Origin of the sequence: Pseudomonas sp. EA_65y_Pfl1_P113 (assembly GCF_963970525.1) — a bacterium.
GTDB classification, from domain to species: Bacteria; Pseudomonadota; Gammaproteobacteria; order Pseudomonadales; family Pseudomonadaceae; genus Aquipseudomonas; species Aquipseudomonas tritici.
In genome coordinates this window covers 68,891-92,685 of the sequence record NZ_CAXAQM010000001.1, presented here as the reverse complement: position 1 = coordinate 92,685, position 23,795 = coordinate 68,891, and the positions used below count along the sequence as shown (strand labels likewise).

Sequence of the window (23,795 nt, the reverse complement as noted above, 5' to 3'; positions counted from 1 at the left end):
GGCGTGTTGAGCAAACCCGGACCTGCGCCGGGTTTGCTGTTTCAGGGGCAAGGGCAAGGCGCATTCGCGTATCCTTGGATACCTTCGACCGGAACCCTTTGCCCAATGCTGGTGATTTCCAACAACGTGCACCTGCCCGACGCCGAGATCGAGCTGACCGCCATTCGCGCCCAAGGCGCCGGTGGGCAGAACGTGAATAAGGTGTCGAGCGCGGTGCACCTGCGCTTTGACATTCCGGCGTCGTCGCTGCCGGAGTTCTATAAGGAGCGGCTGCTGGCGCTGCGCGATAGCCGTATCACCAGCGAAGGCGTGCTGGTGCTCAAGGCCCAGCAATACCGGACCCAGGAACAGAATCGCGCGGATGCGCTGGAGCGTTTGGTGGAGTTGATTCTCAGCGCCACCAAGGTCGAGAAGAAGCGCCGCCCGACCAAGCCGACCCTGGGCTCGAAAAAGCGTCGCCTCGAATCCAAGACCAAGCGTGGCAGCATCAAGGCCGGGCGCGGCAAGGTCGACTTTTAGTCGCCGCGCGCTTCACGGGCCTTGGGTGCCTGGCGGTACAGGTACACGCTCAGTAGCAAACCACCCAGGGCGGCGAGGGCGGCGAACAGGAAGATCGACGCAAAGCCGAAGCCAGCCGCCACGGCCCCGGCGAGCGGGCCGGTGATGCCCAGCGATAAATCGATAAACAGCGAATAGGCCCCCACCGCCGAGCCACGGCTGGACGCCGGTACCAGGTTCACTGCCTCCACCCCCAACGCCGGAAACACCAGGGAAAAGCCGAAGCCACTCAACGCCGCGCCGGCCAGGGCCAGGTTGGCGTCCGGCGCCAGCCACAGCAACAGCAGCCCTAGGATTTCTACCGACAGGCAGGCAATCGCCACGCGAAAGCCGCCGATCCGGTTGATCAGGTTACCGAACAGCAAGCGCGCGCCGATGAAACTGGCGCCGAACAGGCTCAGGGCCCACACCGCGTTATCCCAGTGCTGGGTGGTGTAATACAAGGTGATAAACGTGGCGATGGTGCCAAAACCGATGGAGCCCAACGCCAGCGCGCAGCCGTGGGGCAATACCCGGCCCAGTACATTCATGAACGGCAGGCGCACGCCAGCGACGATCGGCGCTGCGACTTTGTTCCAGGCCAGCAATAAGCCGACGACCGCCAGCAGAATGATGCTGACGCCCATGCTCCACAGCCCGAAGTTTCTCACCAGCAGCACACCCATAGGTGCTCCTACGGCCAAGGCGCCATAGCTGGCGATGCCGTTCCAGGAGATGACTTTGGCGGTATTTGCCGCACCGACCCGGCCGATGCCCCAGCCGATGGCGCCCGACCCCACCAGGCTTTCAGCGCTGCCTAGGACCAGGCGGCCAATCAGCAGGCTGCAGAGGCTCACGGCAGGCACGCTTGAAAACCACGCCGCGAGCAGCATGAACACGCCGCTCAGGCCACAGCCCGCTAAACCGATCAGCACCGCACGCTTGCTGCCCAGGTTGTCGATGATTTTGCCCGCATAGGGGCGGCTCAGTAGGGTGGCCAGGTATTGCACGCTGATCACCAGGCCGGCAATCACCGCGCCGTAGCCCAGTTCACTGTGGACATAGCTTGGCAATACGGCCAGGGGAATGCCGATATTCAGGTAGCCGATAAAGGTGAACAGTACGATGGAAACAACGTGCAGCGTGACCGCCATGGGGCGCTGGGTATCTGGCATGGGGAGAGGTCCACTGTCGCAGCAGGTAAAGATAGGCTGCTAATGATACCGGTGGTTTGGCCCGCGCAGGGCGGTAAAACGCAAAAACCTCAGGTCACAAAGAACTCAGGTTTGCGCAGGGGCCAGCAATTGCGTAGTGACCAGGGCGGCCAGCGCGTTTTCCTGGGTGCCGAAGCGCTTGAGCAGCACGGCTTGTTTGTCTGCGCTGAGGCGGTTCCAGACCTCGACCATCTGCAGGGCAGCATCGAGTACGGCGGTGTCCGGGGGAGTGGGGGAGGAGTCAGTCATGGCAGGTATCTCGGATGATTCAGGCAGTGTGGAAAGCGCTCAAAGCTGCGCTTTCCACACGGTCTGGTACGGCGTCAGTCCTGGCTTTTGCTGTCGACTGGTTTTGCTTCTCTGGCCTCAGGCTGCTTGTCGCTGGCCTGCTGCGGTGTTGGCTGCTCTGTAGGGTGCAGGCTTGGGAAGGGGAGATTAGGTATCTCGTGCATTGTCGTCGCTCCTCGCAAGGTCTGTTTTTTCAATCGCAGGTGATTCCGCGCTCTCAAAAAGCCTTGGCAGGATACAGCACTGTAAATGACAAATAGACTTTTATCTCGACGAATAGGTAACCCTTGATCCTGCAAACGCAAGTGACATGGGGTCACACTTACCTTTAGAAAGGCACTTTGCCCAGGATCATGTCGCGATACATCACAAAATCCCCGAGCAAGCTGTAGAACGGGTGCTGAAACGTCGCCGGGCGGTTTTTTTCGAAGAAGAAGTGACCGATCCACGCAAAGCTGTAGCCAGCAATCGGCACGGCAATCAGTAGGCCCAGCGAGCCTCTGCCGATGGCGTACGCCAAAATCCCGATCACCAGCGTGGTGCCGATAAAATGCAGGCGCCGGCACGTGCTGTTGCCGTGCTCGCTCAGGTAATAAGGGTAGAACTCAGCGAAGCTATTGAATTGCTTGACGTTTTCCACAGTGACCGGCCCTTTGATTGTTATGCCGCCCAACAGGTGTTCGGCGGGGAGCTTATTTGAGTCTAGAGTGATCAGTGGTAACGGCCAGTGACAATAGATGCCACTTTAGTATCCTTGGCTTCCTGGCTGCCATTTGAACCTGCTTTTTTAAGAAGACGCCATGAGCGAACGAACAACTTCTGCAAGCTGGGCGATGGGGATCGTCAAGGCATTGGAAATGGACGGCTTGGATTGCCGCGCCTTGTTCAAGCAGCTCGGCCTGGACTACGCCGCCCTGAATGACCCCGATGCGCGGTTTCCGCAAGACTCCATGACGCGCCTGTGGCAACGGGCGGTAGAGCTTTCAGGCAACCCGGCGATCGGCCTGAACATGGGTAAAGTGGTGCGCCCGGCGTCGTTTCATGTGGCTGGCTATGCACTGATGTCCAGCAATACCCTTGCCGAGGGCTTTATGCGCCTGGTGCGCTACCAGCGCATCATCGCCGAAAGTGCAGACCTGAGTTTCCGACTGATCCCCGAAGGTTATGCGCTGATTCTGACGGTGCATGGCGATCACCTGCCGCCCACCCGGCAAAGCGCCGAAGCTTCGCTGGCCAGCGCCTTGGCCCTGTGCGGTTGGCTGACCGGTCGTAGCCTGCAGCCGCGCAAGGTGGTGTTGCAAGGTGATCAGCCGGCGGACCTGTCGCCCTACAAACAAGCCTTCCATGCGCCTTTGGAATTCAACGCGCCCTATGACGCGCTGATTTTCGAGCGGGCCGACATGGACGCGCAGTTGCCCACGGCCAACGAGGCCATGGCGCTGCTGCATGATCGATTTGCCGGCGAATACCTGGCGCGTTTTTCGGAGAGCCGCGTGACCCACAAGGCACGGCAGGTGTTGTGCCGGCTGTTGCCCCAGGGTGAGCCCAAACGAGAAGTGGTGGCCCAGACGTTGCACCTTTCCCAGCGCACCTTGCAGCGGCGTCTACAGGAGGAGGGCACCAGCTTCCAGACCCTGCTCGATGACACCCGCCGCGAATTGGCCGAGCAGTACCTGGCGCAGCCCAGCATGACGTTATTGGAAATCGCCTACCTGTTGGGTTTTGCCGACCCGAGCAACTTCTTTCGCGCGTTTCGTCGTTGGTTCGACGCCACGCCCGGCGAATACCGGGCGCGGTTGCTGGAAGCGTCGGCCATCAGTGGCGCCAAAACGCCGGAATGCACAGAACAAAGACCGTAATGATCTCCAGTCGGCCCAGCAGCATGCCGAGTGACAGGATCCACTTGGCCGCATCCGGCAGGCTGGCGAAGTTACCCGCAGGGCCAATGGTTTCGCCAAGGCCAGGGCCGACGCCGGAGACGGTACTGGCTGCGCCGGTCAAGGCGGTCATCCAGTCCAGGCCCAGAAGCGACAAGGCCAGGGCGATGGCGCAGATGGTAATGGCGAAGAAAAACGAGAACGTCAGGATCGAACGCACGATCTCTTCGTCAAGGCGATGGCCGTTGTACTTCTGCTTGATCACCGCGCGCGGGTGAATCAGTTGGTTCAAGTTGGCCTTGAGCAGGATATAGGCGACCTGAAAGCGGAAAATCTTGATCCCACCCGCCGTAGAGCCTGAACAACCACCGATAAAGCCCAGGTAAAAGAACAGCATCAGTGAGAAGTTGCCCCACAGGCTGTAGTCCCCCAATGCAAAACCCGTGGTGGTGACCACCGAGGTCACGTTCAACGCCACATGACGCAAGGCTTCCAGCCAATGCAGGTTGGTGGTCCACCAGTACCAGGTGCCCAGTACCAGCCAGGTCACGATCAACAAACCGAGCAAACCCTGCACTTGCTGATCCTTGATCAACGCCTTGCGGTTGCCACGCAAGGTGGCCACATAGAGCGTGAACGGCAAGCTGCCGAGGATCATCACCACCACCGCCACCCAGTGCACGGCAGGTTGTTTCCAGTGGGCCAGGGACTCATCCGAAGTGGAGAAGCCCCCGGTGGAAATCGCCGACATCGCGTGGTTGATCGCATCGAACAGGCCCATCCCGGCCCACCAGAACGCCAGGCTGCCGAGGATGGTGATGCCGACGTAGGCCGCCACGATCAGCCGCGCCACCATGTGCGAGCGGGGCATGACCTTTTCCGAGCGGTCCGAGGATTCGGTCTGGAACAGGCGCATGCCACCAATGCGCAGCAGTGGCAGGATCGCCACCGCCATGCCGATAAAGCCGATGCCACCCAGCCAGTGCAGCAGCGAGCGCCAGATCAGGATGCCTGGCGACATGGCGTCCAGGCCGCTCAACACGGTGGAGCCGGTGGCGGTGATACCGGACATGCTTTCAAAAAACGAGTCGGTGTAGCTGATGTGTTGGGTCAACAGAAACGGCAACGCCGCAAAGATGCACACCACCACCCAGCTTGTCACTGTGAGTAGGTACATGTCCCGCGGGCGCAGGTGCACATGCTCGGGGCGACCTGGAATCACCAGGGCCAGGCCGGCAAGAAAGGTGATCATGCTGGCCCACAGGAAAGAGGGCAGGTCACTGGTGCGTTCGAAGATCACCAGGGTCGCCATTGGCACGACCATGGCGATCGCGAGGGTGATCAGGAAGATGCCGATGATGAAACCGATAATGCGTAGGGTCGGCAACGCCATGAAGTGAGCTCGGGGTTATTGGGCAGAGGCGCCATTCTACCTGCGGTGCAGGTCTTGTAAACCGGGGCTTGGAAGCGATGTAAGTCGAATGTGGGGCTTGCTCGCGAATGCGCAGTGTCAGTCAACGGATTCACTTGCTGATCCACCGCATTCGCGAGCAAGCCCGCACACATTGGTTTTGTGGCGCCTGATTGATTGTCGACAGGCGCATACAAAAAAGGCGACCCAAAGGCCGCCTTTTCCAATTCGCTACTGATCAGAACTCGTGATCAGCGCTGTCCGGGTTCAAGTCGCTGATGCCCAGCTTGCCTGCCGCCGCTTCGATCGAACCGGTCTGCTTGACCAGCGCAGCGATGGCGTCACGCACGACCTGGTTGCCCGCATCGTTACCGGCAGCGATCAACTGGTCGTAGTGCTCACCCTTGTTGGCGTGGTCAACCATGACCTGGATCTTCGCTTCGGTGGCTGCCAGCTCCGCTTTCAGCGCGGTATCGGCAGCTGGATCGGCCTTGGCCACCAGGGATGACAGGCTGGCGCCGGTCATTTTGGTGCCGTCAACGCGGGTGTACTCGCCCAGGTAGACGTTGCGGATACCCTTGGCGTCATAGAAGTGCGAGTTGTGGGTGTTGTCGCTGAAGCAGTCTTGCTCGTCTTCCGGCGAGTTGGCTTCCAGGGAAACCTTCATGCGCTCACCGGCCAGTTCGCCGAGGGACAGGCTGCCCATGCCGAACAGCATCTTGCGCACGCCGTCGGTGGCAGGTTCTGCCTCCAGGGTGGCGCGGTAGTTGTCTTCGACGTTTGGTTTCCAGTTGCCGACCATTTCTTCCAGGTCGCTGACCAGCAGTTGAGTCACAGCGCTCAGGTAGGCACGGCGACGCTCGTTGTGGCCGCCTGTAGCGCCGTCGCCGGTCAGGTAGTCCGACGCAGGACGGTTGCCGGCGCCTGGGCCGGTGCCGTTCAGGTCTTGGCCCCAGAGCAGGAATTCGATGGCGTGGTAACCGGTGGCGACGTTGGCCTCGGAACCGCCCAGCTCATTGAGGCTGGCGAGTTTTTCCGGGGTGATGTCCTTCACGTCGACCTTGTCTTCGCCGACCTGGATCTCGGTATTGGCGATGATGTTGGCAGTGGCGCCTGGGTTACCCAAGGCGTGTTCGTAGGACTTGTCGGTGTAGTCGATCAGGCCTTCGTCGAGCGGCCATGCGTTCACCTGGCCTTCCCAGTCGTCGATGATGGTGTTGCCGAAGCGGAACACTTCGCTTTGCAGGTACGGAACGCGGGCGGCGACCCAGGCGGTACGCGCGGCTTTCAGGGTTTCGTCGTTCGGCTTGGCGAGAAACGCGTCGATCGCAGTTTGCAGGGTTTTAGCGGTGGACTCGGCGTCACTGTAGACCGCAAACACCATGTCTGCGTAATGCGCGACCACGGCCTTGGCGGCGGCTTCGTCGATCTGACCGGCAGGGGTGGCAGCGGCTGGAGCGGTGGTGCTGGTAGCCGGGGTCGGCGCCTGGTTTGCAGGGGCCTTGTCTTTACCTTCGCCGCAACCGGCGAGAGAAATGGCAATGGCCAGTAGACTGGCGGTGGCCAGGGGCATACGAATCATGGCGAACATCCTGCTTCGGTTGTTGAGAGGGCGCGCGGGGGCGCGCAAAGCTGCGACATAATGCGAAAGATTTGCATTTTGTGTAAAGGGTTATACGCGGGAAATATTTAGTATCATCTTGCCAGGTCAGAGAATGGCGGCGTTATTGCGCTCCGATTGCTTCAAAAAAGCCGCCAGCTCTCGGGCCTGCAAGGGCTTGCTGTAGTGGTAACCCTGACCCTCATGGCAGCCTTCGGAGATGATGTAAGCCTCCTGCTCAGCGGTTTCCACGCCTTCGGCGATCACCTGCATGCCCAGGCTTTTGCCCAACTGGATGATCGCGCGCACGATGGTGGCGTCGTCGTCATCGTCCAGCAGGTCCTGGACGAAGCTCTTGTCTATCTTGATCTTGTCCAAGGGCAGGCTTTTCAAGTAGCTGAGGGATGAGTAGCCGGTGCCGAAGTCATCAATCGCGATCAACGCCCCGGACCGGCGCAGGCTCAGCAGGTGCTGGGCGGCGGTGCTGATGTCTTCCATCAAGCCGGTTTCCGTGACTTCCAGTTCCAGGCTGCGCGGCGGCAAGCGGTAGATTTGCATCAGGTTATTGACCACCCGCGGCAACTCGGTGTGGTGCAACTGCACGGTGGACAGGTTGACCGCCATGCGCAGGTCGGTAAAGCCCAGGTCGTGCCATTCGCGCAATTGGCGGCAGGCTTGGTCGAGTACCCATTCGCCTATCGGGATAATCGTGCCGTTTTGCTCTGCCAGCGGGATAAACAGGTCCGGCGGGACCAGGCCGTGTTCCGGGTGCTGCCAGCGCAGCAGGGCTTCCACGCCCACTACACGGTGGTCGCGGTAACTGATCTGCGGCTGGTACACCAAGTAGAATTGATTGCGGCTGAGGGCGTCGCGCAGGTCCTTTTCCAGCTCCCGGCGGCGGCGCATCTCACTGTCGACGCTGGCGATATAGAACTGATAGCGGTTGCGCGAGCGGGTCTTGGCCAGGGTCATGGTCTGTTCGGCTTTTTGCAGCAGCTTTTCAGTGCTGTCGCCGTCTTCCGGGAATAAGGTGATGCCGATGGTGGCGCGCAGTCGAATCTGTTCGTGATCGAGGACGAAGTCTGCTTCCAGGTCATCAAGGATGCTTTGCGCCAGCTCGGCGGCTTCGTAAGGCTGTTCGATATCGGCTTGGACCAGCGCGAACTGATCTCCGCCCAGACGGGCCAGGGTGCCGAGGCGCCCACTGTGCGCGCGTAAACGGTCTGCCAGCGCCAGCAGCAGTTTGTCGCCGGCTTGATAGGTGAACTGTTCGTTGACGCTTTTGAAATCATCCAGCCCCACGCACAACACTGCTACGCGCCGTTGTCGGCGGCCTGCGTCAATAAGGATCTTGTCCAGTTGCTCCTGCAGTTTCTGGCGGTTCGGTAAACCGGTCAGGAAGTCGTACTGGGCCATGCGCAGCAGGCTGGTTTCGGCTTCATGGCGCAGGTGGGTGTTGCGCTCGATTGACTCAAGCAGCTGGTTGGCGGTATTGATCCACAGCCCCAATTCGTTGCGTTCGTGACCCTTGAGCTGCGGGATCTTGTGTTTGCTGGGCCGGTCCGGGTTGATCGACGTCAGGTGTTCGATAATCCGCGACAGCGGCTTGGTCAGCAGCCAGTGATAAACCAGGTAGAGCACCAGGCCCATGGCGAGGGCGCGCAATACACCGGAAATAAAAATGATCACCGAATTGACGATAAATCCCTGGCCATAGGTGGCCGTGTCGAGGGTGATACTCAGGTCACCGTAATACTCGCTGTAGGGGCCTTTGCCGACCAGGGGCGTGGTAAACGTGCGTTCCTGGCCAAGAATCAGGTCGGTCAACCAGCGGCTGGGGGCGTGCTGCAAAGTGCGGCTCTTCTCGGCCAGCATGGTTTCGTTGGGGTGGCCGATGGACGCCATGCGCACCGCGTCATCCTGGAACAGGCCCTCAATCACTTGCATGCCCATTTCGCGGTCCAGGCTGTAGATGGCCTGGGTCGAGGGGTCGCGAAACATGTCGAGGATGCGCTGGGCATCGCTGACGACGGCCTGACGCGTCTTGTAGGCATCGTAAACGATCTGCGCCACGCTCAGTGATACGCCCACAATCAATGCCGACAGCAGCACAACCCGTAGCAACTTCACGGACAAGCTGTTCTTGAGTTCCAGCTTCAAAGGGGCATTCCTTGTCTCATGCGGGTGGCCTTCAATATGCCATGAGTATTGGCAATCCCGTGAGGGCAGTCAAAGGAACATTAGGGCCGCAGACGTCTTGATGCGGGATACGCAGAAAAAACCAGAAAAAAACGGCGGATTTACTCCGCCGTCTGGGTGCTCGACTCACCTGTGGTCAGGTCAATGCCCTTCCAGGCCGTGAGCGTATTCACTGATACGCGGAAATCTCGATCTTTGGCGGCGGTGGCGGCATCATGTCTTCGCCTGGCCGGCCGGGTGCATTGGCACCACCGCCTTCACCGCCCCCTCCACCACCCGCACCACCGGCGAGGCCTTTCATCAGCCCGCTGATGAGTTGCATCGCCATCTGCCCACCTGCTTTTCCGATTTCTTCCATTGTGACTCTCCAGAAGCATGTGAGAGGGTTATTCCTCTCACTGCGTAGGTGGCACATTCCTTTGTGCGGGTTCCACGATTCCGGGCAAGTCGCTGATGCTGAGCGCACAAAAAAGCCCGGCAATCGCCGGGCTCTTTCTACTGCAAGCGTTGCTTAGGCAGTGAAGGTCTTGCCTTCGAACTGCTCAGCCACGAACTTCCAGTTGACCAGGTTCCAGAACGCTTCCACGTACTTTGGACGCACGTTGCGGTAGTCGATGTAGTAGGCGTGTTCCCATACGTCGCAGGTCAGCAGCGGGGTGTCGCCGCTGGTCAGCGGGTTGCCGGCGCCGATGGTGCTGGCCAGGGCCAGGGAACCGTCAGCCTTTTTTACCAGCCAGCCCCAACCGGAACCGAAGGTGCCGACAGACGTCTTGGTGAACTCTTCCTTGAACTTGTCGAACGAACCAAACGCAGCGTTGATGGCTTCAGCCAGCGCGCCGGTAGGTTGGCCGCCGGCGTTTGGCGCCAGGCAGTTCCAGTAGAAGGTGTGGTTCCAGACCTGAGCGGCGTTGTTGAAGATGCCGCCCGAAGAGGATTTAACGATCTCTTCCAGGGTCTTGCCTTCGAACTCGGTGCCTGGCACCAGGTTGTTCAGGTTCACGACATAGGTGTTGTGGTGCTTGTCGTGGTGAAATTCCAAGGTTTCCTTGGAAATGTGCGGCTGCAGGGCATCGTGTGCGTAGGGCAGCGGCGGCAATTCGAAAGCCATGATGATTCTCCTAATCAGGTCAGTTGCGGTGAGCGCAAGGCCGATCACGGGCGGCCAAACAAGCGCCGGGGAGTTTGTACTCTTTGCGGCGCCGGGTCCGGATCATAGCACCGGGGGTGCGGCAAAACCACGCAACAACTGTGTGGGATAGAGGTTCCAGAGCGTTTTGGAATATTCCTCAGGCGCTGATCAATTGGTAGGCCACGCTGAACATCATCAGCGCTACCAACAGGTCCAGCAGGCGCCAGGTGGCGGGGCGCGCCAGCCAGGGGGCCAGCCAGGCCGCGCCGAGTGCCAAAGTCGCGAACCACAGGAACGAGGCGCTGGCGGCACCGGCCACATAGGCGCCGGGTTCGGTTTGCTGCGCGCCGAGAGAGCCGATCAGCAATACAGTGTCCAAGTACACGTGAGGGTTGAGCAGTGTCACCGCCAAGGCACTGAGCAACACGGCGCGCAAGGACCGCACCTTCAGGTCGTCGCCTTGTTCCATTCGCTGTTTTGAACAGGCCCGACGCAGTGCGCAAGCCCCGTACCAGATCAGGAAAGCTGCGCCGCCCCAGCGCGCAATCGCCAGCAGTAAAGGGCTTTGTGCCAGCACTGTGGCCAGGCCAAACACCCCGGCAGCCACCAGCAGGGCATCGCAGATCACACACAACGCCGCGACCGGCACGTGATGCTCGCGACGCAGGCTTTGCGCCAATACAAAGGCATTCTGGGAACCGATGGCCATGATCAGGCCGAACGCGACCAGCAGGCCATTCAGATAACTTTGCCACATAGGGTTTACTCCGCGTCCGCTGCCAATTGCCGCAAAACGTGCAGGGCGCGCTCGGCGTCGGCACGCCCGACAAACAGGTGGTCGTGGTAATAGCCGGCAATCACATTGCAACTGATGCCGGCCTTGCCCAGTGCGCTGGCGAAGGCGGCGGTCAAGCCCACGGCTTCCAGGGCCGAGTGCACATTCAAGGTGATCCACGCGGCAACGTAGTCAAAGGCCAAGCCCGCCTGTTCCGCCTGCTGGCGTTCAACGATCAGGGTCAGGCCTTCCTGCTCGCGAAAGCTGCCGATCACCTCGCAACCGGCAGGGACACGGTGATCGGGCAGGGTGCAGAACACGTAGTCACCCTCATTGAGATGGGGGCTCATGCTGCGCAGCAAGGTTGCCAGGGCGGTTTCGCCAGCCATGGGAGGTTCCTTATAGAGAGAAGCGATGCTGGCTATTCTCTTGGCATAGGCTGTATAAGAAAAACAAATATTACTGATCGCTCATTAGAGAAACTGATGTTCGACTATAAATTGCTTTCTGCCCTGGCGGCGGTGGTGGAACAGGCTGGCTTCGAGCGCGCCGCGCAAGTGTTGGGGCTCTCGCAATCGGCGATCTCCCAGCGCATCAAGTTGCTCGAGGCGCGCATCGGCCAGCCGGTCCTGGTGCGGGCCACGCCGCCGACGCCTACCGAGATCGGCCGTCGCCTGCTCAACCATGTGCAACAGGTGCGACTGTTGGAGCGCGACCTGCAAAGTCAGGTACCGGCACTGGACGAGGAAGGCATGCCTGAGCGTCTGCGCATCGCGTTAAACGCCGATAGCCTGGCCACCTGGTGGGCCGAGGCCGTCAGCGATTTTTGCGCCGAACAACATTTGCTGCTGGATTTGGTGGTGGAAGACCAGACCGTGGGCCTCAAACGCATGCGTGCTGGCGAAGTGGCCGCCTGCATCTGCGCCAGCGAGCGCCCGGTTGCAGGGGCACGCAGCCTGTTGCTGGGCGCTATGCGCTACCGGGCGCTGGCGAGCCCGGCTTTTATAACCCGGCACTTTCCGCATGGCGTACGCGCTGATCAACTGGCGCGCACCCCCGCACTGGTGTTCGGCCCGGATGATTTCCTGCAACACCGTTACCTGGCGTCCCTCGGCGTGGACGGTGGTTTCGAGCACCATTTGTGCCCATCGTCCGAAGGCTTCATCCGTTTGACAGAAGCAGGCCTGGGCTGGGGGTTGGTGCCGGAATTGCAGGTGCGCGACCAACTGGAAAAGGGCGTATTGGTCGAGTTATTGCCAGATAAGCCCATCGACGTGCCGTTGTACTGGCATCATTGGCGCAGTGGCGGGCAACTGCTGGGCTTGTTGACCGATCACCTGGCCCAGGCATGTGGCCAATGGTTGGTGCCCTATCAGCAGTGACAAGCGTCAAGCTGCAAGCTGCAAGAGAAGAGCTTGCAGATCGTATTTAACTTGCGGCTTATAGCTTGAAGCTTGCAGCTGCATCCGTAGGAGGCTCCATGAAAGTTCTGGTCACCGGCGCAAGCGGCTTCATTGGCGGGCGCTTTGCGCGTTTCGCCTTGGAGCAGGGCCTGGACGTGCGGGTCAACGGGCGGCGCGCCGAAGGTGTGGAACACCTGGTGAGGCGCGGCGCTGAGTTTATCCAGGGTGATCTGAATGACGCCGACCTGGTGCGCGGTCTGTGCCGCGATGTCGAAGCCGTGGTGCATTGCGCTGGCGCTGTCGGGCTGTGGGGGCGCTATCAGGACTTTCACCAGGGCAACGTGCTGGTCACAGAGAACGTGGTCGAGGCCTGCCTCAAGCAACGGGTCGGCCGACTGGTGCACCTGTCGTCGCCATCGATTTACTTTGACGGCCGCGACCACCTGGGCCTGACTGAAGAGCAAGTCCCCAAGCGCTTCAAACATCCCTATGCCGCCACCAAATACCTGGCGGAACAAAAGGTATTTGGCGCCCAGGAGTTCGGCCTCGAAGTGCTGGCCCTGCGCCCGCGCTTCGTTACTGGCGCCGGCGACATGAGCATCTTCCCACGCCTGCTGAAAATGCAGCGCAAGAACCGCCTGGCTATCGTCGGCGACGGCCTGAACAAGGTCGATTTCACCAGCGTGCACAACCTCAACGAAGCGCTGCTCAGCAGCCTGCTCGCTACCGGTTCAGCGCTAGGCAAGACCTACAACATCAGCAACGGCACGCCGGTGCCGGTGTGGGATGTGGTGAACTACGTGATGCGCCAAATGGAGTTGCCGCAGGTAACGCGGTATCGGTCCTACGGTTTGTCCTACAGCGTAGCGGCCCTCAACGAAGCCTTCTGCGCAATGTGGCCAGGGCGTCCGGAGCCAGCATTGTCACGCCTGGGCATGCAAGTCATGAACAAAGATTTCACGTTAGACATCAGCCGCGCCAGGCATTATCTGGACTACGAGCCCAAGGTCAGCCTGTGGACCGCCCTCGACGAGTTCTGCAGTTGGTGGAAGGCCCAGGACCCAGGGTTCAAGTAAGCACACAACAGGCAATACTTCGGGAACCGAATCTGGCATTCCAGGTCGATCAGTGCGCCGGGAAGGCGGTTTATACTCCCGTCGCTCGCCACTTCACCGATTCAGGGTTGATTCATGCGCAACGATGCTAAAGACGACTTCGACAACGTTCCCAGCCTGCGGGCCGATGTCGGGGATGACGATGATTTCGAACCTACCCCGGCCACCTCGGTGCGTTCGCGCAACACTAAGGTCGTCAAGGTCAAGAGCGCCAGCACTGGCCCGTTGTGGGCTTTGATCGGCGCTTTGCTGATCGCTTTTGCGGGCCTGGCCTGGTGGAGCTTCCAGCAGATTTCCCTGATGGGCCAGCAATTGGTTGCCACCCAGGAAAGTTTTGCGCGCATCAGCGAAGAAGCGGCGGGGCGTCTGCAAGATATTTCCGGCAAGGTGGTGGCCAGTGAAGCCAGCGTCAACAACGGTAGCGAAGCGTTGAAACTGCAGATCAAGCAACTCGAAAGCCAGTTGCTGGAGCAGGGAAGACAGCAGGTCGGCGTGGCCGGCCGGGCCACCGAGTTGGATAAGCGCCTGGCGCAAATGACAGCCAGCACCACTGAACTGTCTAACGCCAACAGCAAGCTGCAAGGCCAGGTCCAGGCCCTGACCGACGCCGTGGCGACGCTTAAGGCGGCGCAAGGCGACGCAGGTAAGCGTGATGCCGAAATCAAGGAGCTTTCCGCTGACGTGGCCGCGTTGAAGAAGCAGGGCAACCCAAGTGCGGCCATCGCCCGCATCGAGCAGGACCTGGTAGTGCTCAAAAGCGCGCAGGATAACCAGCCGGTCAATAGCGGTGCGCCTACGAATAAAGAGTTCGACGTGTTCCGCATCCAGACCACGCGTAACATCACCACCTTGCAGAGCCAGGTGCGGAACCTGCAGCAACAGCTCAACGCGCCGGCGAAGATCACCCCGCGCGGCCAGTGACCGTTGCTGAGATAACACGGGTGTAAACCGATTTAAATGGGGGAGCGAGCACGCCCACTCCCCCATTCGAGTTGCAGCCAAGCGCTCGATAATGGTCGCTTGCAACATTGTCACCAGTCGGTGACATTTCCCATCCCCTTCGTTACTTGCCCCCGCCGCGCCCTTGTTTAGACTCCGGTCATCCCACAAAAAATAATAAGGGCCACCCATGACCACGCAACCACTGCCTGCCAGCAGTTGGCTGAACGCGCCTGCCCATCGCGCTTGGCTCGCCGCTGAAGGCCAGCGCCTGCTGGCATTCGCCAAGGCATCTCGACTGCCCGATGGTTTCGGCAACCTTGACGACAAAGGCCAGCTGCCAGCCGATGCCCACGCCGAAACCATGAACACCGCCCGCATGACCCACAGCTTCGCCATGGCTCATGCCTTGGGCTTGCCTGGGTATGCCGAGCTGGTCGCACACGGTGTTGCGGCCCTCAGTGGCCCGCTGCGCGACGCTGAGCACGGAGGCTGGTTCGCCGCCCCCCACGCCCTCGATGGCAACCGTGGCAAGGCTGCTTACCTGCACGCCTTCGTCGCCCTGGCCGCGAGCTCGGCGGTGGTGGCCTGCGCTCCCGGCGCACAAAACCTGTTGAACGACGCCATCCATATCATCGACCAGCTTTTCTGGAGCGAGGAGGAGGGCGTGATGCTCGAGTCGTTCGCCCAAGACTGGAGCGGCATCGAAGCCTATCGCGGCGCCAACAGCAACATGCACGCCACCGAAGCCTTCCTCGCCCTGGCCGATGTCACCGGCGATACACGCTGGCTGGACCGCGCGATGCGGATCGTCGAGCGGGTGATCCACACCCACGCCGCCGGCAACCAGTACATGGTGATCGAGCATTTCGACGCGCACTGGCAACCGCTGCTCGGTTACAACGAAGACAACCCCGCCGACGGCTTCCGGCCCTACGGCATTACCCCCGGCCACGGTTTTGAATGGGCACGGTTGGTGCTGCATTTGGAAGCGGCACGCCTGCAAGCCGGGTTGGCCACGCCGGACTGGTTGGTGAACGACGCCAAGGGCCTGTTCGCCAGCGCCTGCGAATATGCCTGGTCCGTGGATGGCGCCCCCGGCATCGTCTACACCCTGGACTGGACCTACCGACCGGTGGTGCGCGAGCGCTTGCATTGGACCCACGCCGAAGCCAGCGCCGCTGCCCAAGCCTTGCTCAAGCGTACCGGCGAGTTGCACTACGAAACGTGGTACCGGCGCTTCTGGGAGTTTTGCGAGGCTCACTTTATCGACCGTACCCACGGCAGCTGGCACCACGAACTCAGCCCCCATAACACGCCCAGCAGCAACATCTGGGGCGGCAAGCCAGACCTGTACCATGCCTGGCAAGCGGTATTGCTGCCTGCGCTGCCGTTAGCGCCAAGCATGGCCAGTGCAATAGGGGCTGGGCGTTATGTCACCAATTGGTGACATTTGGGCGTCGCTTTGTTACCTGCGCCTCAAAAATCCATGTTTAAACTCCGTGCAGCGCAAGCTTAAGACTTGCATGCATAACAACAAGAAAAGGTATTCAGATGAACGCGATTAATCGCCTCGCCGTAGCTATTTCCATTGCCTCGTTGTTTCCCCTCAGTGCATTCGCGGCCGACTCGAAAGGGACGGTTGAAGTTGTGCATTGGTGGACCTCGGGCGGTGAAAAAGCGGCTGTAGATGTCCTGAAGGCCCAAGTTGAAAAAGACGGCTTCACCTGGAAAGACGGTGCCGTCGCAGGTGGCGGTGGCGCCACGGCCATGACCGTGCTGAAAAGCCGCGCGGTCGCCGGCAACCCGCCCGCCGTTGCCCAGATCAAAGGCCCCGACATCCAGGAATGGGCGTCCACCGGCCTGCTCGACACCGACGTTCTGAAGTCTGTCGCCAAAGACGAAAAATGGGACTCCCTGCTCGACAAGAAAGTCTCCGACACCGTGAAGTACGACGGTGACTACGTTGCCGTACCGGTCAACATCCACCGCGTGAACTGGCTGTGGATCAACCCGGAAGTCTTCAAGAAAGCCGGCATCACCAAGAACCCAACCACCCTCGAAGAATTCTACGCAGCGGGCGACAAGCTCAAGGCCGCGGGCTTCATTCCGCTCGCCCATGGTGGCCAGCCGTGGCAGGACAGCACCGTTTTCGAAGCCGTCGTCCTGTCGGTGATGGGTGCCGATGGCTACAAGAAAGCCCTGGTCGACCTGGATAACGCCGCACTGACCGGTCCGGAAATGGTCAAGTCGCTGACCGAGCTGAAGAAAGTCGCGACTTACATGGACGTCGACGGTAAAGGCCAAGACTGGAACCTCGAAGCGGGCAAAGTCATCAACGGCAAGGCCGGCATGCAGATCATGGGTGACTGGGCCAAGTCCGAGTGGACCGCTGCCAAGAAAGTCGCCGGTAAAGACTACGAGTGCGTAGCGTTCCCGGGCACCGACAAAGCCTTTACCTACAACATCGACTCCCTGGCGGTGTTCAAGCAGAAAGACAAAGGCACTGCGGCGGGTCAGCAGGACATCGCCAAAGTCGTGCTGGGTGAAAACTTCCAGAAAGTGTTCAGCATCAACAAGGGTTCGATCCCTGTGCGTAACGACATGCTGACCAAAATGGATTCGTACGGCTTCGACTCTTGCGCCCAGGCTGCCGCCAAGGACTTCCTGGCAGACGCCAAGACCGGCGGCCTGCAGCCAAGCATGGCGCACAACATGGCCACGACCCTGGCTGTGCAAGGTGCGTTCTTTGACGTCGTGACCAACTTCATCAACGACCCGAAAGCTGACCCAGCCGACACCGCCAAGAAACTCGGCGCTGCGATCAAGTCGGCCAAATAAGCTACAAGCTGCAAGTTAAACGCTGCAACTGGTGTGCTGCCTCTCTTGCCGCTTGTAGCTTGTAGCTTGTAACTTGCAGCTGCCTTTATTCTTTTAGTGGATTTTCCCATGAGTTCTGTTGCTGTGTTCAGCAAAGCCTCGCCGTTCGATGCACTGCAGCGCTGGCTACCCAAACTGGTGCTGGCGCCCAGCATGTTCATCGTGTTGGTGGGCTTCTACGGCTACATCCTGTGGACGTTTGTACTGTCGTTTACGACATCTACGTTCCTGCCAAGCTACAAATGGGCGGGCCTCGCGCAATATCAGCGTTTGTTCGACAACGACCGCTGGTGGGTCGCGAGCAAGAACCTGGCCCTGTTTGGCGGGATGTTTATCGGCATCACCTTGGTTATCGGCGTGACACTGGCGATCTTCCTCGACCAGAAAATCCGTCGCGAAGGCTTTATCCGCACCGTTTACCTGTACCCGATGGCGCTCTCGATGATCGTCACTGGTACCGCCTGGAAATGGCTGCTCAACCCGGGCATGGGCCTGGACAAACTTCTGCGTGACTGGGGCTGGGAAGGCTTCCGTCTCGATTGGCTGATCGACCCGGACCGCGTGGTCTACTGCCTGGTGATCGCCGCGGTATGGCAAGCTTCGGGCTTCATCATGGCGATGTTCCTCGCCGGCCTGCGGGGGGTTGATCAATCGATCATCCGCGCCGCGCAGATCGACGGCGCGAGCATGCCGCGCATCTACTGGAGCGTGGTGCTGCCGAGCCTGCGTCCGGTGTTCTTCAGTGCGGTGATGATCCTGGCGCACATTGCGATCAAGAGCTTCGACCTGGTGGCGGCGATGACTGCTGGCGGCCCCGGCTATTCGTCCGACCTGCCTGCGATGTTCATGTACTCGTTCACCTTCAGCCGTGGCCAGATGGGCGTGGGCTCGGCCAGTGCAATCCTGATGCTCGGTGCGATCCTCGCGATCATCGTGCCTTACCTCTACTCCGAGCTGAGGACCAAACGTAATGACTAGTCTCGTCTCCAAATCGCCCATCAGCCTGAGTCGCATCGCGATCTACGCGGTGCTGATCCTTGCCGTGCTGCTGTACCTGGTGCCGCTGGTGGTGATGCTGCTCACCAGCTTCAAGACCCCGGAAGACATCAGCACCGGCAACCTGCTGAGCTGGCCGACCGTGGTCTCCGGCATCGGCTGGGTCAAGGCCTGGGCCACCGTGGATGGCTACTTCTGGAACTCGATCAAGATCACCGTGCCCGCTGTGCTGATCTCCACCGCTATCGGTGCGTTGAACGGCTACGTGCTGTCGTTCTGGCGCTTCCGGGGTTCGCAGTTGTTCTTCGGTCTGTTGTTGTTCGGCTGCTTCCTGCCATTCCAGACCGTGCTGCTGCCGGCTTCCTTCACCCTCGGCAAGATGGGCCTCGCCAGCACCACCACCGGCCTGGTGTTTATCCATGTGGTCTACGGCCTGGCGTTCACCACGCTGTTTTTCCGTAATTACTACGTCAGCATTCCGGATGCGCTGATCAAAGCGGCGCGCCTGGACGGTGCCGGTTTCTTCACCATTTTCCGCCTGATCATCCTACCGATGTCGACCCCGATCATCATGGTCTGCCTGATCTGGCAGTTCACCCAGATCTGGAACGACTTCCTGTTCGGTGTGGTGTTCTCCAGTGGCGACTCCCAGCCCATCACGGTGGCGCTGAACAACCTGGTCAACACCAGCACCGGGGCCAAGGAATATAACGTGGACATGGCGGCGGCGATGATCGCCGGGCTGCCGACCCTGCTGGTCTATGTGATCGCAGGCAAGTATTTCGTGCGCGGCCTCACGGCCGGCGCGGTCAAGGGGTAATCATGGCTACGCTTGAACTTCGCAATGTAAACAAGACCTATGGCGCCGGCCTGCCCGACACCTTGAAGAACATCGAACTGTCGATCAAGGAAGGCGAATTCCTGATCCTGGTCGGCCCTTCGGGGTGCGGTAAATCCACGCTGATGAACTGCATCGCTGGCCTGGAAACCATCACCGGTGGCGCGATCATGATCGGTGATCAAGACGTGAGCGGCATGAGCCCCAAGGATCGCGACATCGCCATGGTGTTCCAGTCCTACGCGCTGTACCCGACCATGAGCGTGCGCGAGAACATCGAGTTCGGCCTCAAGATCCGCAAGATGCCCCAGGCCGAGATCGACGCTGAAGTGGCGCGCGTGGCCAAGCTGCTGCAGATCGAACACCTGCTCAACCGCAAGCCGGGCCAGCTATCCGGTGGCCAGCAACAGCGTGTGGCCATGGGCCGTGCCCTGGCGCGTCGGCCGAAGATCTACCTGTTCGACGAACCGCTGTCCAACCTCGACGCCAAGCTACGCGTCGAGATGCGCACCGAAATGAAACTGATGCACCAGCGTCTCAAGACCACCACGGTCTACGTGACCCACGACCAGATCGAAGCGATGACCCTGGGCGATAAAGTCGCGGTGATGAAGGACGGCATCATTCAGCAGTTCGGCACGCCAAAAGACATCTACAACAACCCGGCCAACCAGTTCGTGGCGAGCTTTATCGGTTCGCCGCCGATGAACTTCGTGCCCCTGCGCCTGCAGCGCAAGGACGGTCGCTTGGTGGCCGTGCTCGACAGCGGCCAGGCCCGTTGCGAGCTGGCGCTGAACGTGACAGACGCGGGCCTTGAAGACCGCGACGTGATCCTGGGCTTGCGTCCCGAGCAAATGATGTTGGCGGCGGGTGAGGGCGACACAGCGTCGAGTATTCGTGCCGAAGTCCAGGTCACCGAGCCGACCGGCCCGGATACCCTGGTGTTTGTGCAACTCAACGACACCAAGGTCTGCTGCCGCCTGTCGCCCGACGTGGCACCCCAGGTGGGCGAGACCCTGACGTTGCAATTCGACCCTTCCAAGGTCTTGCTGTTCGACGCCCAAACGGGCGAGCGATTGGGCACTGCTTCCTCATTGCCTGCACAGGGGCATGCCGACAATGTGGCCCAATTCAAAGGCCGCTGAAGCAGATAACATGTTGTTTTAGATAAAAAAGTTAACCGCGTTAAATAAAAACAGTTTAATAACAATAAAGACGAGGATGTAGGGATGAAAAAGCAACACAACAACACTCGATTGATCTGCCAAATGTCAGCCGCAGCAGCCCTGGTATTGTCCGCCAATGCGATGGCGGCCGATGCGTTCAGCGCTGATTCGAAGTGGATGACCGGCGATTGGGGCGGTGAACGTACCAAGCTGATCGAGCAAGGTATCGACATCAAGGCTGACTACGTAGGGGAGATGGGCTACAACGCGCATGGCGGTTACAACACCGACAAGACGGGTCGTTACGCCGACCAGTTCGGTTTGGGCGTAGCGCTGGACCTGCAAAAGCTGTGGGGTTGGGATAACACCCAGGCCAAGATCCAGTTCACCAACCGTAATGGCCAGAACATCTCCAACGACCGCATCGGCGACCCACGTGCCGGCACGCTCAGTTCGTCGATGGAAGTCTACGGCCGTGGCCACATGGTGCGTCTGACCCAGTTCTGGATCCAGCACCAGATGTTCGACAATAAGCTGGACGTCAAACTCGGCTACTTCGGTGAAGGCGAAGACTTCAACACCTTCCCGTGCGACTTCCAGAACCTGTCGTTCTGCGGCTCCCAGGTCGGCAACTACGTGAACACCTGGTACAACTGGCCCGTCAGCCAGGCCGCGATCCGCGTGAAGTACAACATCACGCCTGAGCTGTATGCGCAAATCGGTGCCTACAACCAGAACCCATCGCAGCTCGAGCACGGCAACGGCTTCAAGCTCAGCGGCAGCGGCACCAAGGGCACCGTGATTCCTGTGGAATTGGTTTGGTCGCCGAAGGTCAACAACCTGCCGGGCGAATACCGTGTGGGTTACTACAAGAGCGCGGCTGATGCTGCCGACGTACGTGAAGACGTGAACGGCAACGATGCGGCTACCACTCGCGCCGCGTACCGTACCCGCAGCAGCAAGAAAGGCTACTGGTTTGTTGCCCAACAGCAACTCACCACGCATAACGGCGACGCTTCCCGCGGCTTGAATATCGCGGCCAACGCCACCTTCCACGACAAAGAAACCAACCTGGTCGACAACTACCAGTCGTTGATGCTGGTGTACAAAGGCCCATTCGACGCACGTCCAAAAGATGACGTCGGCATTGGCGCTGCTCGCCTGCACGTCAACGATGACGTGAAGAAGAACGCTGAGCTGCTGAACGTCGCCAATGGTGTGAATGATTACGACAATGCGCTGTTCTCGCCCATTCGCGAGACCGAGTACAACTTCGAAATCAACTACGGCTTCCACGTTACCAACTGGCTGACCGTGCGTCCTAACCTGCAATACGTCGTCCAGCCTGGCGGCGTGGATAAAGTCGACAACGCGCTCGTGGCGGGTCTGAAAATTCAGTCTACGTTCTAACGCTGTTGCGATAAGCTCCTCTCTCTGTGCGCATTTTGCGGGTAGCCATGGCTATCCGCTTTTTTTTGGGTCGCATTGTGAAGATATTCAGGACCGTGGCACATGCATGAGCAACCGCTGCAACGTTTTTTCAAATCCCTGCGCGAGCGTCCAGTGTTCGCCTGGGAGCGCTTTCAGATGCGCGATGTATTGGTCATTGATCATCCGCTGTGCCAGGCGGTGTTCAGTCGCCAGGGCGCGCAGCTGTTGCACTTCCAACCCCGTGGCCAGAAACCCTGGTTGTGGTGTGCAGCCAAGTGGCCACAGGTCGGCGCCATCCGTGGTGGCGTACCGGTGTGCTGGCCGTGGTATGGCCGCCACCCGAGCGAAAATGCCTGGCCGTCCCATGGCTGGGCGCGGCTGATCGACTGGAAACTGCTCGACAGCAGCACTGACGACGAGGGTGTGCGCCTGCACTGGCAATTGCAGTTGTGCGACTGGCAGGTGGACTTGCACGCGCACCTGGGGGAGACCCTGGAACTGCGCCTGAGCACCGAGCACCAGGACGAGCTGCCGTGCCAGCTGAGCCATGCTTTGCACGCTTATTGGCGTATCGGTCACGTTGATGAGGTAGCGCTGTCTGGGCTTGATGGCGCGCAAGGTTACGACCAGCTCAATCGCCAGGTTTGCCAGCAGGAAGGTGAGCTAAGGGTAGAGGGCGGGTGCCAGCGGGTGTTTCAGCATGACGGTGAGTTGCAGCTCAAGGACCATGCCTGGCAGCGTGAACTGTGCATTGATACGGGTGACAGCGCCGACACGGTGGTGTGGCATCCCGGCAGCCGGCCACTGTTGGGGGTGAGCTTTAACGAGGCGTCGGGGTTTGTGTGCGTGGAGTCGGCGATGCCCGGGGCCAGTTTGGCGCCGGGGGAGAGGGCGCATTTGAGTTTGCAGGCGCGGGCAGGGTTTTAGCGGTGTGGCTGATGACGCTATCGCGGGCAAGCCCGGCGCCCACATGGGAATGCATTCCAGTGTGGAAGCGGGCTTGACCGCGATCAGGCCGGTAGTGCCACGGCAAATGTCTGTTTAGTTGAACTCATCGCCCACCGGATACCGGCTGTCATTCAAGCTTTCCTTGATCTTGCGCAAATGCGGCTGGAAATCCACGCCACGACGCAAAGTCATGCCGGTCGCCAACACATCCAGCACCGTCAACTGGATGATCCGCGAGGTCATCGGCATGTAGATGTCGGTGTCTTCCGGCAGCGGAATGTTCAAGCTCACCGTGCTGGCCTTGGCCAGCGGCGAATTCTCAGCCGTCACGCCCAGCACGGAAGCGCCGTTTTCCCGTGCGATCCGCGCCACTTCTACGAGCTCACGGGTACGCCCGGTGTAGGAAATGATCACGAACAACTCGCCCGTGTGCGCCACCGAGGCGATCATGCGCTGCATCAGCACGTCGGCGTGGGCGGTAACGGCCAGGTTGAAACGGAAGAACTTGTGCAGCGCATCCATGGCCACCGGGGCCGAAGCGCCCAGGCCGAAGAAGTGGATCTGCCGTGCCTGGATCAACAAATCCACGGCTTTGCTGATCAGGGCAGGGTCCAGCGCCTGGCAGGCACTGTCCAGCGAGGCGATGGCGCTGCCGAAGATTTTCTGGGTGTAGGCCTCAGGGTTATCATCGGCCCCCACCGCGTGGCTGACATACGCCGCGCCACTGGCTAGGCTTTGCGCCAGCTGCAATTTCAGTTCAGGGTAACCGCTCACGCCGAACGAACGGCAGAAACGGTTGACCGTCGGTTCACTGACCGAGGCAGCCTGGGCGAGGGCGGCGATGGAGAAGCGGGTCGCCTGCTGCGGGTTGAGCAGGATGACCTCGGCGACTTTTTTCTCTGCCTTGTTCAATTCTTCGAGGCGATTCCGGATCTGTTCCAGAAGATTTCGCACGCGGTCCATTCAGTCTTTCCTTCGGGCGACGATGCAAATAAAAGGTGGCGACCAATCGATGAGTGGTCTTTTGCGCTGGCCTATCCTACTGAGGG

23 protein-coding genes are annotated in these 23,795 nt (G+C 60.1%); 12 read left to right on the top strand and 11 right to left on the bottom strand.

Going from position 1 to position 23,795, the window contains the following annotated elements:
* Positions 1-105: 105 nt before the first annotated feature.
* Positions 106-519, top strand: a complete 414-nt coding sequence (arfB, locus tag AACY52_RS00465; RefSeq protein WP_016975416.1) for an alternative ribosome rescue aminoacyl-tRNA hydrolase ArfB — start codon at positions 106-108, stop codon at positions 517-519.
* On the opposite strand, the gene AACY52_RS00460 is transcribed toward arfB, so the two are convergent.
* From AACY52_RS00460 to AACY52_RS00450, 3 genes are all read right to left on the bottom strand, one after another.
* Positions 516-1,712: an MFS transporter gene (locus AACY52_RS00460; RefSeq protein ID WP_339560159.1), complete on the bottom strand. Its 1,197-nt coding sequence runs from the start codon at positions 1,710-1,712 to the stop codon at positions 516-518. The genes arfB and AACY52_RS00460 overlap by 4 nt on opposite strands.
* 105 nt (positions 1,713-1,817) lie before the next feature.
* Positions 1,818-2,000 (bottom strand): hypothetical protein, encoded by a 183-nt coding sequence (locus AACY52_RS00455; RefSeq protein ID WP_065873565.1) that lies wholly within the window; start codon positions 1,998-2,000, stop codon positions 1,818-1,820.
* Positions 2,001-2,367: 367 nt separating this feature from the next.
* Positions 2,368-2,679: a DUF962 domain-containing protein gene (locus tag AACY52_RS00450; protein WP_049711785.1), complete on the bottom strand. Its 312-nt coding sequence runs from the start codon at positions 2,677-2,679 to the stop codon at positions 2,368-2,370.
* A 160-nt stretch (positions 2,680-2,839) separates the two neighbouring features.
* On the opposite strand from AACY52_RS00450, the gene AACY52_RS00445 reads away from it, so the two are divergent.
* Positions 2,840-3,898: an AraC family transcriptional regulator gene (locus AACY52_RS00445; protein ID WP_339560158.1), complete on the top strand. Its 1,059-nt coding sequence runs from the start codon at positions 2,840-2,842 to the stop codon at positions 3,896-3,898.
* On the opposite strand, the gene AACY52_RS00440 is transcribed toward AACY52_RS00445, so the two are convergent.
* The 7 genes from AACY52_RS00440 to AACY52_RS00410 form a co-directional block, all read right to left on the bottom strand.
* Entirely contained in the window at positions 3,855-5,309 is a 1,455-nt protein-coding gene (locus AACY52_RS00440; protein WP_339417138.1) for a TrkH family potassium uptake protein, read from the bottom strand. The genes AACY52_RS00445 and AACY52_RS00440 overlap by 44 nt on opposite strands.
* Before the next feature lie 256 nt (positions 5,310-5,565).
* Positions 5,566-6,909 carry an imelysin family protein gene (locus AACY52_RS00435; protein WP_339417136.1) on the bottom strand — a complete coding sequence of 448 codons (1,344 nt, stop codon included), beginning with the start codon at positions 6,907-6,909 and terminating at the stop codon, positions 5,566-5,568.
* Between the two features lie 126 nt (positions 6,910-7,035).
* Positions 7,036-9,087 carry an EAL domain-containing protein gene (locus AACY52_RS00430; RefSeq protein WP_339436040.1) on the bottom strand — a complete coding sequence of 684 codons (2,052 nt, stop codon included), beginning with the start codon at positions 9,085-9,087 and terminating at the stop codon, positions 7,036-7,038.
* Between the two features lie 208 nt (positions 9,088-9,295).
* Positions 9,296-9,484 carry a hypothetical protein gene (locus tag AACY52_RS00425; protein WP_049711790.1) on the bottom strand — a complete coding sequence of 63 codons (189 nt, stop codon included), beginning with the start codon at positions 9,482-9,484 and terminating at the stop codon, positions 9,296-9,298.
* Between the two features lie 153 nt (positions 9,485-9,637).
* The gene (locus AACY52_RS00420; RefSeq protein ID WP_017125974.1) at positions 9,638-10,234 is read right to left on the bottom strand and encodes a superoxide dismutase; all 597 of its coding nucleotides are present in this window, start codon (positions 10,232-10,234) and stop codon (positions 9,638-9,640) included.
* Between the two features lie 178 nt (positions 10,235-10,412).
* Complete coding sequence (locus AACY52_RS00415; RefSeq protein WP_339417127.1) at positions 10,413-11,012, bottom strand: LysE/ArgO family amino acid transporter; 600 nt, start codon at positions 11,010-11,012, stop codon at positions 10,413-10,415.
* A 5-nt stretch (positions 11,013-11,017) separates the two neighbouring features.
* A complete protein-coding gene (locus AACY52_RS00410; protein ID WP_339417125.1) occupies positions 11,018-11,419 on the bottom strand; it encodes an ACT domain-containing protein in 402 nt (133 codons plus the stop codon).
* A 96-nt stretch (positions 11,420-11,515) separates the two neighbouring features.
* On the opposite strand from AACY52_RS00410, the gene AACY52_RS00405 reads away from it, so the two are divergent.
* From AACY52_RS00405 to AACY52_RS00360, 10 genes are all read left to right on the top strand, one after another.
* Complete coding sequence (locus AACY52_RS00405) at positions 11,516-12,412, top strand: LysR family transcriptional regulator ArgP (protein ID WP_339417123.1); 897 nt, start codon at positions 11,516-11,518, stop codon at positions 12,410-12,412.
* A 98-nt stretch (positions 12,413-12,510) separates the two neighbouring features.
* Complete coding sequence (locus AACY52_RS00400; RefSeq protein ID WP_339427468.1) at positions 12,511-13,509, top strand: NAD-dependent epimerase/dehydratase family protein; 999 nt, start codon at positions 12,511-12,513, stop codon at positions 13,507-13,509.
* Positions 13,510-13,623: 114 nt separating this feature from the next.
* Positions 13,624-14,469, top strand: a complete 846-nt coding sequence (locus AACY52_RS00395) for an ATPase (RefSeq protein WP_339560157.1) — start codon at positions 13,624-13,626, stop codon at positions 14,467-14,469.
* Between the two features lie 208 nt (positions 14,470-14,677).
* Complete coding sequence (locus AACY52_RS00390) at positions 14,678-15,937, top strand: AGE family epimerase/isomerase (protein ID WP_339560156.1); 1,260 nt, start codon at positions 14,678-14,680, stop codon at positions 15,935-15,937.
* Between the two features lie 104 nt (positions 15,938-16,041).
* Complete coding sequence (locus tag AACY52_RS00385) at positions 16,042-17,328, top strand: ABC transporter substrate-binding protein (protein WP_339417115.1); 1,287 nt, start codon at positions 16,042-16,044, stop codon at positions 17,326-17,328.
* A 108-nt stretch (positions 17,329-17,436) separates the two neighbouring features.
* Positions 17,437-18,345, top strand: a complete 909-nt coding sequence (locus AACY52_RS00380) for a sugar ABC transporter permease (RefSeq protein WP_339417113.1) — start codon at positions 17,437-17,439, stop codon at positions 18,343-18,345.
* Positions 18,338-19,183: a carbohydrate ABC transporter permease gene (locus tag AACY52_RS00375; RefSeq protein WP_065873551.1), complete on the top strand. Its 846-nt coding sequence runs from the start codon at positions 18,338-18,340 to the stop codon at positions 19,181-19,183. The genes AACY52_RS00380 and AACY52_RS00375 overlap by 8 nt, the downstream gene beginning before the upstream one ends.
* A 2-nt stretch (positions 19,184-19,185) precedes the next feature.
* Positions 19,186-20,346 (top strand): sn-glycerol-3-phosphate ABC transporter ATP-binding protein UgpC, encoded by a 1,161-nt coding sequence (locus AACY52_RS00370; RefSeq protein ID WP_339436044.1) that lies wholly within the window; start codon positions 19,186-19,188, stop codon positions 20,344-20,346.
* Between the two features lie 84 nt (positions 20,347-20,430).
* A complete protein-coding gene (locus tag AACY52_RS00365; protein ID WP_339436045.1) occupies positions 20,431-21,777 on the top strand; it encodes a carbohydrate porin in 1,347 nt (448 codons plus the stop codon).
* Between the two features lie 102 nt (positions 21,778-21,879).
* On the top strand, positions 21,880-22,725 hold the full coding sequence (locus AACY52_RS00360; protein ID WP_339438098.1) for a D-hexose-6-phosphate mutarotase: 846 nt from the start codon (positions 21,880-21,882) through the stop codon (positions 22,723-22,725).
* 114 nt (positions 22,726-22,839) lie between these two features.
* Here AACY52_RS00360 and AACY52_RS00355 read toward each other — a convergent pair whose 3' ends face one another.
* On the bottom strand, positions 22,840-23,700 hold the full coding sequence (locus AACY52_RS00355; RefSeq protein WP_339417331.1) for a MurR/RpiR family transcriptional regulator: 861 nt from the start codon (positions 23,698-23,700) through the stop codon (positions 22,840-22,842).
* Positions 23,701-23,795 lie beyond the last annotated feature (95 nt).

Coding starts and splice junctions, on each gene's coding strand:
- AACY52_RS00415 (WP_339417127.1), bottom strand. CDS start 11,012: ATGTGGCAAAGTTATCTGAATGGCCTGCTGGTCGCGTTCGGCCTGATC.
- AACY52_RS00390 (WP_339560156.1), top strand. CDS start 14,678: ATGACCACGCAACCACTGCCTGCCAGCAGTTGGCTGAACGCGCCTGCC.
- AACY52_RS00455 (WP_065873565.1), bottom strand. CDS start 2,000: ATGACTGACTCCTCCCCCACTCCCCCGGACACCGCCGTACTCGATGCT.
- AACY52_RS00435 (WP_339417136.1), bottom strand. CDS start 6,909: ATGATTCGTATGCCCCTGGCCACCGCCAGTCTACTGGCCATTGCCATT.
- AACY52_RS00385 (WP_339417115.1), top strand. CDS start 16,042: ATGAACGCGATTAATCGCCTCGCCGTAGCTATTTCCATTGCCTCGTTG.
- AACY52_RS00380 (WP_339417113.1), top strand. CDS start 17,437: ATGAGTTCTGTTGCTGTGTTCAGCAAAGCCTCGCCGTTCGATGCACTG.
- AACY52_RS00365 (WP_339436045.1), top strand. CDS start 20,431: ATGAAAAAGCAACACAACAACACTCGATTGATCTGCCAAATGTCAGCC.
- AACY52_RS00445 (WP_339560158.1), top strand. CDS start 2,840: ATGAGCGAACGAACAACTTCTGCAAGCTGGGCGATGGGGATCGTCAAG.
- AACY52_RS00410 (WP_339417125.1), bottom strand. CDS start 11,419: ATGGCTGGCGAAACCGCCCTGGCAACCTTGCTGCGCAGCATGAGCCCC.
- AACY52_RS00425 (WP_049711790.1), bottom strand. CDS start 9,484: ATGGAAGAAATCGGAAAAGCAGGTGGGCAGATGGCGATGCAACTCATC.
- AACY52_RS00375 (WP_065873551.1), top strand. CDS start 18,338: ATGACTAGTCTCGTCTCCAAATCGCCCATCAGCCTGAGTCGCATCGCG.
- AACY52_RS00460 (WP_339560159.1), bottom strand. CDS start 1,712: ATGCCAGATACCCAGCGCCCCATGGCGGTCACGCTGCACGTTGTTTCC.
- AACY52_RS00440 (WP_339417138.1), bottom strand. CDS start 5,309: ATGGCGTTGCCGACCCTACGCATTATCGGTTTCATCATCGGCATCTTC.
- AACY52_RS00360 (WP_339438098.1), top strand. CDS start 21,880: ATGCATGAGCAACCGCTGCAACGTTTTTTCAAATCCCTGCGCGAGCGT.
- arfB (WP_016975416.1), top strand. CDS start 106: ATGCTGGTGATTTCCAACAACGTGCACCTGCCCGACGCCGAGATCGAG.
- AACY52_RS00395 (WP_339560157.1), top strand. CDS start 13,624: ATGCGCAACGATGCTAAAGACGACTTCGACAACGTTCCCAGCCTGCGG.
- AACY52_RS00370 (WP_339436044.1), top strand. CDS start 19,186: ATGGCTACGCTTGAACTTCGCAATGTAAACAAGACCTATGGCGCCGGC.
- AACY52_RS00405 (WP_339417123.1), top strand. CDS start 11,516: ATGTTCGACTATAAATTGCTTTCTGCCCTGGCGGCGGTGGTGGAACAG.
- AACY52_RS00400 (WP_339427468.1), top strand. CDS start 12,511: ATGAAAGTTCTGGTCACCGGCGCAAGCGGCTTCATTGGCGGGCGCTTT.
- AACY52_RS00420 (WP_017125974.1), bottom strand. CDS start 10,234: ATGGCTTTCGAATTGCCGCCGCTGCCCTACGCACACGATGCCCTGCAG.